The sequence below is a fragment of the Bacillaceae bacterium S4-13-56 genome (assembly GCA_040191315.1).
GTDB lineage: Bacteria > Bacillota > Bacilli > Bacillales > JAWJLM01 > JAWJLM01.
In genome coordinates, this window is the sequence record JAWJLM010000127.1 from 1 (window position 1) to 6,205 (window position 6,205).

General features: G+C 37.3%; 8 protein-coding genes. All 8 read left to right on the forward strand.

Going from position 1 to position 6,205, the window contains the following annotated elements:
* The first annotated feature begins 583 nt into the window (after positions 1-583).
* The 8 genes from RZN25_17825 to yabA all read left to right on the forward strand — a co-directional run bounded on the left by RZN25_17825 (position 584) and on the right by yabA (position 6,025).
* Positions 584-781 carry a sigma factor G inhibitor Gin gene (locus RZN25_17825; protein MEQ6378667.1) on the forward strand — a complete coding sequence of 66 codons (198 nt, stop codon included), beginning with the start codon at positions 584-586 and terminating at the stop codon, positions 779-781.
* Between the two features lie 109 nt (positions 782-890).
* Positions 891-2,321, forward strand: coding sequence for an aminotransferase class I/II-fold pyridoxal phosphate-dependent enzyme (locus RZN25_17830; GenBank protein ID MEQ6378668.1), 1,431 nt, complete (start codon positions 891-893; stop codon positions 2,319-2,321).
* A gap of 2 nt (positions 2,322-2,323) precedes the next feature.
* Entirely contained in the window at positions 2,324-2,950 is a 627-nt protein-coding gene (gene tmk / locus RZN25_17835) for a dTMP kinase (protein ID MEQ6378669.1), read from the forward strand.
* Between the two features lie 66 nt (positions 2,951-3,016).
* Positions 3,017-3,346: a cyclic-di-AMP receptor gene (locus tag RZN25_17840; GenBank protein MEQ6378670.1), complete on the forward strand. Its 330-nt coding sequence runs from the start codon at positions 3,017-3,019 to the stop codon at positions 3,344-3,346.
* A 29-nt stretch (positions 3,347-3,375) separates the two neighbouring features.
* Positions 3,376-3,816 (forward strand): YaaR family protein, encoded by a 441-nt coding sequence (locus tag RZN25_17845; protein MEQ6378671.1) that lies wholly within the window; start codon positions 3,376-3,378, stop codon positions 3,814-3,816.
* Positions 3,817-3,828: 12 nt separating this feature from the next.
* Complete coding sequence (holB, locus tag RZN25_17850; protein MEQ6378672.1) at positions 3,829-4,815, forward strand: DNA polymerase III subunit delta'; 987 nt, start codon at positions 3,829-3,831, stop codon at positions 4,813-4,815.
* Positions 4,816-4,821: 6 nt separating this feature from the next.
* On the forward strand, positions 4,822-5,649 hold the full coding sequence (locus tag RZN25_17855) for a stage 0 sporulation family protein (protein ID MEQ6378673.1): 828 nt from the start codon (positions 4,822-4,824) through the stop codon (positions 5,647-5,649).
* A 16-nt stretch (positions 5,650-5,665) separates the two neighbouring features.
* Positions 5,666-6,025 (forward strand): DNA replication initiation control protein YabA, encoded by a 360-nt coding sequence (gene yabA, locus RZN25_17860; GenBank protein MEQ6378674.1) that lies wholly within the window; start codon positions 5,666-5,668, stop codon positions 6,023-6,025.
* Positions 6,026-6,205 lie beyond the last annotated feature (180 nt).

Consider the following 6,205-nt stretch of genomic DNA (forward strand, 5'->3'; position numbering starts at 1 on the left):
CTAATTCATCACCCAAATAGGGTCAGCGGCACACAAGTAAGAATCGTAGCACGCATCCTTCTTTAGCGTCACTATCCCTCCCAAAACCGTCACGCAAATCAAGGGTTTTAGCACTTAAATTTCTGAAACTGTCACCCAATGAATCAAATCGACTCTCAAACTCCGAAAGTAGCACCCAAACACAATAGTTAGCACTCAAGCTTTACAATAAAGAGAATGAATGAAAAACCTCTCTAGCACTCAATGAACTAATCCATCACCCAAACAATTCATGTAGCATTCAAATAAGAATCGTAGCCCCCATCAGACAATGTCCCAAACCTGCCACGTCATCAACCTCCAAACCCCAGATAACAAAGAAAATTAATAAAAAAGCTCTGACCCTCAATGAACAATTTCATTACTTGAAAAATTCAGTGCTACTCAAATAAAACCACCCATCTCATCCTCAATAAATAATTCATAAATCATCTATAAGTGAACAGGCAAGAATCTAATAATCTCACATACAATGAAACGTAGAAACTTTTATGTATAAAATTCGTTAGATTAGGAGACCCTAATAATAACGGAGGTGGGGAGAATGAATAATAAAACAAATAGGGAAGATATTTGTGTCATTTGTAACCGTAAAACAGATGAGGGCTACTATCTATATACATCTTACATTTGTTGTGTTTGTGAAAAGGAGATGCTAGAGACAGAACCTCATGAGGAAAAATATCAATACTATATTGATAAATTGAAAGCTACTAAACAAAAAACTAAGATGTTATCTTAAACTAAGATGAATTTCACTAAGCTCGCCAATTGGCGGGCTTTTCGATTTTTTGTATTGCACGCTCATTATAGATTCTATACCATTAGAACATAACCAAAAGGGAGGAAGTATGGATGTTATGAAGAGACAGAATAAGACCCCGATAGTGGAAGCGATCATAAAATATGTGCAAAAAGATCCGATCTCCTTCCATGTACCTGGACACAAAAATGGAAAAATTACCTCTGAATATTTTTTGAAGGAAGTCTTTCCTTTTGATGTGACTGAGCTCGAAGGTTTAGATGATCTTCATCATCCTGAAGGAGTTATTAAAGAAGCTCAGGAGATAGCTGCTGAATTTTTTGGAGCCGATCATACATTTTTTCTTGTTGGAGGAAGTACTGTAGGAAATTTAGCCATGATTCTCTCCTTGTGTTTAGAAGGGGATGAGATTATCGTTCAACGAAATTCTCATAAATCTGTTCTTCATGGATTGGAGCTAGCTGGAGCAAAACCTATCTTTATAAACCCAGAATATGATAAAGACGTGTTTCGTTTTGGACATCCTTCTTATAATGAGCTAGAGAAAGCAATTCTTGGTCATCCAAAGGCAAAGGCCATTATGTTAACCTATCCTGATTATTTTGGGCGGACCTATGACCTTCAGCCAATGGTTGATCTCGCCCATAAGCACGGAATGATTGTTTGTGTAGATGAGGCTCATGGTGTTCATTTTTCCACTGGTGCTGCTTTTCCGATGCCCGCTTTAAGATATGGGGCAGACATGGTGGTACAGTCCGCTCATAAGATGGCACCTGCACTTACAATGGGAGCGTATTTGCATATTCAAACTCAAAGGATCAATCTAGAACGATTAAAGCATGTTCTTCAAATAGTGCAATCAAGTAGCCCTTCATACTTAATATTAGCTTCTCTTGATGAGGCGAGGAAATACCTAGCTAATTATAATGATGAGAATGTTATGGGAATAGTGCAAGAAATAAGATCGTTATTTCAATCTTATAAATTGTGGAAAGTGCTCCCTTTTGAGGCTAAGAAGGATGACCCATTAAAAATAACGTTACACCTAGAGGAATATGATCCAAAGGAAATAAAAATGCTGATGGAGGAGCAAGGAATTTATTTGGAAATGGCTACTCCTCACCAATTATTACTTATTTTAGGATTGGAACGTTATTTTGATATAAAAAAATTAGAAAATAAATTAAATCTAACAGAAAAATTAGCGGGTATGTTACCGGTACATGATAAAATAGAGCAGGTACTTGTTTCTAGCTTCCCGCACTCAGAGTTTCCTTATTCTTTTGGCGATTTGAAAAGACTTGTTTGGGAAGAAAGAATATGGAAGGATGCGATAGGTGAGATCTCAGGGGAATCTATAGTTCCATATCCACCCGGAATCCCGATTTTATTTAAAGGTGAAAAAATAACGGAAGATCATATAAGACAAATACATGAACTTCTTGAACGCGGGGTTGGGTTTCAAAATGATAGAATCTCCATTCAACGAGGTATAAAGGTCATAAAAAAAGGAGAATAAATGTGGCTGGTTTATTTATTTCTGTAGAAGGTGGAGAGGGTGCTGGGAAATCAACCGTTCTTTCCATCATTCATGATAAATTATCGAAGAAATCTTATGATGTAATGATCACGCGTGAACCTGGCGGAATTGAAATAGCAGAAAAAATTAGAGAGATTATCTTAGACCCTTCGCATCTAAAAATGGATGCGCGTACAGAGGCTTTATTATATGCGGCTGCAAGAAGACAGCATTTAGTTGAAAAAGTTCTTCCTGCTCTCGAAGAAGGTAAAATTGTTCTTTGTGATCGATTTGTAGATAGTTCCTTGGCCTATCAAGGCGCAGCAAGAGGACTAGGAATGGAGGAAGTATTTAAAATCAATCAATTTGCTATTGCTGACTGTATGCCGCAATTGACCTTGTTGTTTCAAGTGCGACCTGAGATAGGACTCCAACGAATTCAGGCAAATCAAGAGCGTGAACAAAATCGCTTAGACCTTGAACATTTAAAGTTTCATGAACAAGTATTTGAGGCCTATCAACAGTTGGCTGCAAAGTTCCCAGATAGAATTAAGGTTATAAATGCGGAACAAGACCTTGCCGATGTTGTGAAGGATGCTTATCATATGATTGAGTCTTTTATTCAATAGAAAAGAAGAACAGTATTCAAAGACCTGTTATAATATAAAGAAAGGGATGAAAAGGAGGAAGGGAAAATGAAGCTTATTATTGCAGTGGTACAGGATAAAGATAGTAATCGTTTAACCGATGCTCTATCAAAACAAAACTTTAAGACCACAAAGCTTGCTTCTTCTGGTGGGTTTTTGAAAGAGGGAAATACAACATTGATGATAGGGTGCGAGGAAGAACAAGTCCAAGAAGCACTAGATACTGTTGAAAAAAATTGTAGTCAAAGAAGTCAAATGATTGCTCCCATTTCACCAATGGGTGGTAATGCAGACTCCTATATTCCAAAGCCTGTGAAGGTTGAGGTAGGAGGGGCTACAGTATTTGTACTACCGATTGATGCTTTTCATCAATTTTAATTTTATTTTTTTGTAAGGAGGGCTGTATCATGAAGATCGGCCAGGAAGTTCGTGCACAAATCGATGCAGCCCAAAAAAACCATTCATCCATTAAAAAAAGTAGTACAAGTTTTCAAAATATAGTCCAAAAGGAATCAGATCGAATGAGATCTGAAGAGATTCAAAAGCTTTTAACAGATATTACTAAGCAGGGTGAAATTCTAGGTAGGTCAAGAACCTTTAAAGATCTTTCTAGATACAAGCGCTTGGTAAAACAGTTTATAGAAGAAGCCGTACAACATGGGATGGATTTAAAACAATCTCATAGTTGGAATATGAATGGACAGAATCGAAGGTTTACAACGGTAGAGGAAGTAGACAAAAAGTTAATAGAATTGACCGATGCGATTATGGAGCAAGAAAGTCGTTCTATAGACCTTCTTTCTATCATCGGTGAAATAAAGGGACTTCTTGTTAATTTATATACGTAAGGTGGTTGCTCAATGAATGGATGGGAGATCTTTGAACAAAATCAACCCAATGTTGTCAAAATGCTTCAAAACAGTCTAAAAAAGGGTCGAATTTCACACGCCTATCTTTTTCAAGGAGCGAAGGGTACAGGAAAAAAAGCAATAAGTTTTCATTTTGCTAAGCGAATTTTTTGCTTACATCCTAATGGATTGGAACCTTGCCAACAGTGTAGTAATTGTAGAAGAATTAGCTCAGGAAATCATCCTGATGTTCATTGGATTGAACCTGATGGAATGTCTATAAAAAAAGATCAGATTCTTCATTTACAGAAAGAGTTTACTTATACTGGTATGGAATCTAATCAAAAAATCTATATTATACAAGGTGCTGAAAAAATGACTGTCAATGCATCTAACCGATTGTTGAAATTTTTGGAGGAACCTAGTAAAGAAACAGTGGCCATTTTACTTACGGAGAATGGACATGCCCTCTTAGATACGATTCGTTCCAGATGCCAAATTATATCCTTTCTTCCTTTATCGACCATACAATTGGAACAACAATTAGTCAAGGATGATGTAAACCCTCGCTATGCAAGGGTTTTGACAGCTCTCACAAATGATCCAAGAAAAGCGATGGAATGGAACGAAAATGATTGGTTTGCGAATGCACAAAAAATAATGATACAATTAGTAGAAGTGTTTGAAGAAAAAGAGGATCAAGCACTTTTAATCATCCATCAAAAATGGATACCTCATTTTAAAGATAGAGAACAACTTCAGCTTGGGCTAGATCTTTTGTTAACGTGGTATAGGGATTTAATGTATCTTCATGTGGGATATGAAAGAGCTATCATTTTTAATGGAGAAAAAGAGCGGTTAGAAAGGCAGACAATGGTTTGGTCACAGCAAGTCATTGCCAATGCTTTAACTCAAATCACAGAAGCTCGGAGGAAGCTTTCCCAAAATGTAAATCCGACTTTAGTGATGGAGCAGCTTACTCTTCATTTACAGAGGTGATTAAGATTGGTAGAAGTAGTAGGCATTCGTTTTAAAGAAGCTGGGAAAATCTATTATTTTGACCCGGATCAATATATAATGACAACAGACGATTATGCAATTGTAGAAACCGTCCGAGGTATTGAATTTGGGAAGGTTGTCGTAGCAAACAAACAAGTGGATGAGGAGGATATCGTACTTCCTCTAAAAAAGGTGATTCGAAAGGCCACTGATAAAGATAAGCTCATTGTTCAGGAAAATAAAGAAAATGCTGAGGAAGCTTATCGAGTATGTGATTTAAAGATCATTGAACATTCTTTAGACATGAAGCTAGTAGATGTGGAATTTACGTTCGATCGTAACAAGGTAATCTTTTATTTTACCGCAGATGGTCGAGTAGATTTCCGTGAGCTTGTAAAGGATTTAGCAGCAATATTTAAGACAAGAATTGAACTTCGACAGATTGGAGTTCGAGATGAGGCTAAAATGTTAGGTGGAATTGGACCATGTGGCAGGATGCTATGTTGTTCCACTTTTTTAGGTGATTTTGAGCCGGTCTCTATCAAAATGGCAAAGGATCAGAATCTATCATTAAATCCAACTAAGATTTCCGGCTTATGCGGACGCCTCATGTGTTGTTTAAAATATGAGAATGATGAATATGAAAGTGCAAAGAAAGAGCTTCCTGACCTTGGGGTATCATTGAAAACCCAATACGGTCAAGGGAAAGTAGTCGGGATTAATATCCTAGAGAGAATAGTACAAGTAGAGATTCCTGAAATGGAACGGACACTAGATTACACCTTAGATGAACTCATTCGAGAAGGAGCACTACCTGCACAAGCCACAGAATAATGGGGTGGATTTAGGCGTGAACAAAAAGGAGATCTTTGAACAGGTTTCGTACATGGAGGAACAGATTGGGGAACTGTACAAGCAGCTTGGGGATCTTAAGCAAAACCTCGGAAAATTGCTTGAAGAAAATCAGCACCTGCATGTCGAAAACCATCATTTACGTCAGCGATTAGAAGGAAATTCAAATTCAGAAATGGAGAATGGATCTTCAAATGATCAAGAGAAAGTTGATCATCAAGAGCCTTTTGTTGGAGAAGGGTATGATAATCTTGCTCGTATCTATGAGGAAGGTTTCCATATCTGTAATCTCCATTTCGGTAGTCCACGTGATGAAGATTGTTTATTTTGTCTATCCTTTTTAAATAAAAAGAAATAACTGATAGCTCTTCCTATAGTAGGAAGAGCTTTTTTACGAGAAAAGAGAGTACAAAATTTGTCTATCTCCAGCGAAAAAGCATCATCGAGTGATCTTCGCCCCGAGTAAGGAAAGCTACATAGAACTACCTCGCAGAAACAAGTGCTTTTCTTGTTTCGAAGGGCGCTTGCGCTTTTCTTA

Excerpts from the sequence above, each read along its gene's own strand:
- RZN25_17825 (MEQ6378667.1), top strand. The coding sequence starts at position 584 with ATGAATAATAAAACAAATAGGGAAGATATTTGTGTCATTTGTAACCGT.
- RZN25_17830 (MEQ6378668.1), top strand. The coding sequence starts at position 891 with ATGGATGTTATGAAGAGACAGAATAAGACCCCGATAGTGGAAGCGATC.
- RZN25_17840 (MEQ6378670.1), top strand. The coding sequence starts at position 3,017 with ATGAAGCTTATTATTGCAGTGGTACAGGATAAAGATAGTAATCGTTTA.
- RZN25_17845 (MEQ6378671.1), top strand. The coding sequence starts at position 3,376 with ATGAAGATCGGCCAGGAAGTTCGTGCACAAATCGATGCAGCCCAAAAA.
- holB (MEQ6378672.1), top strand. The coding sequence starts at position 3,829 with ATGAATGGATGGGAGATCTTTGAACAAAATCAACCCAATGTTGTCAAA.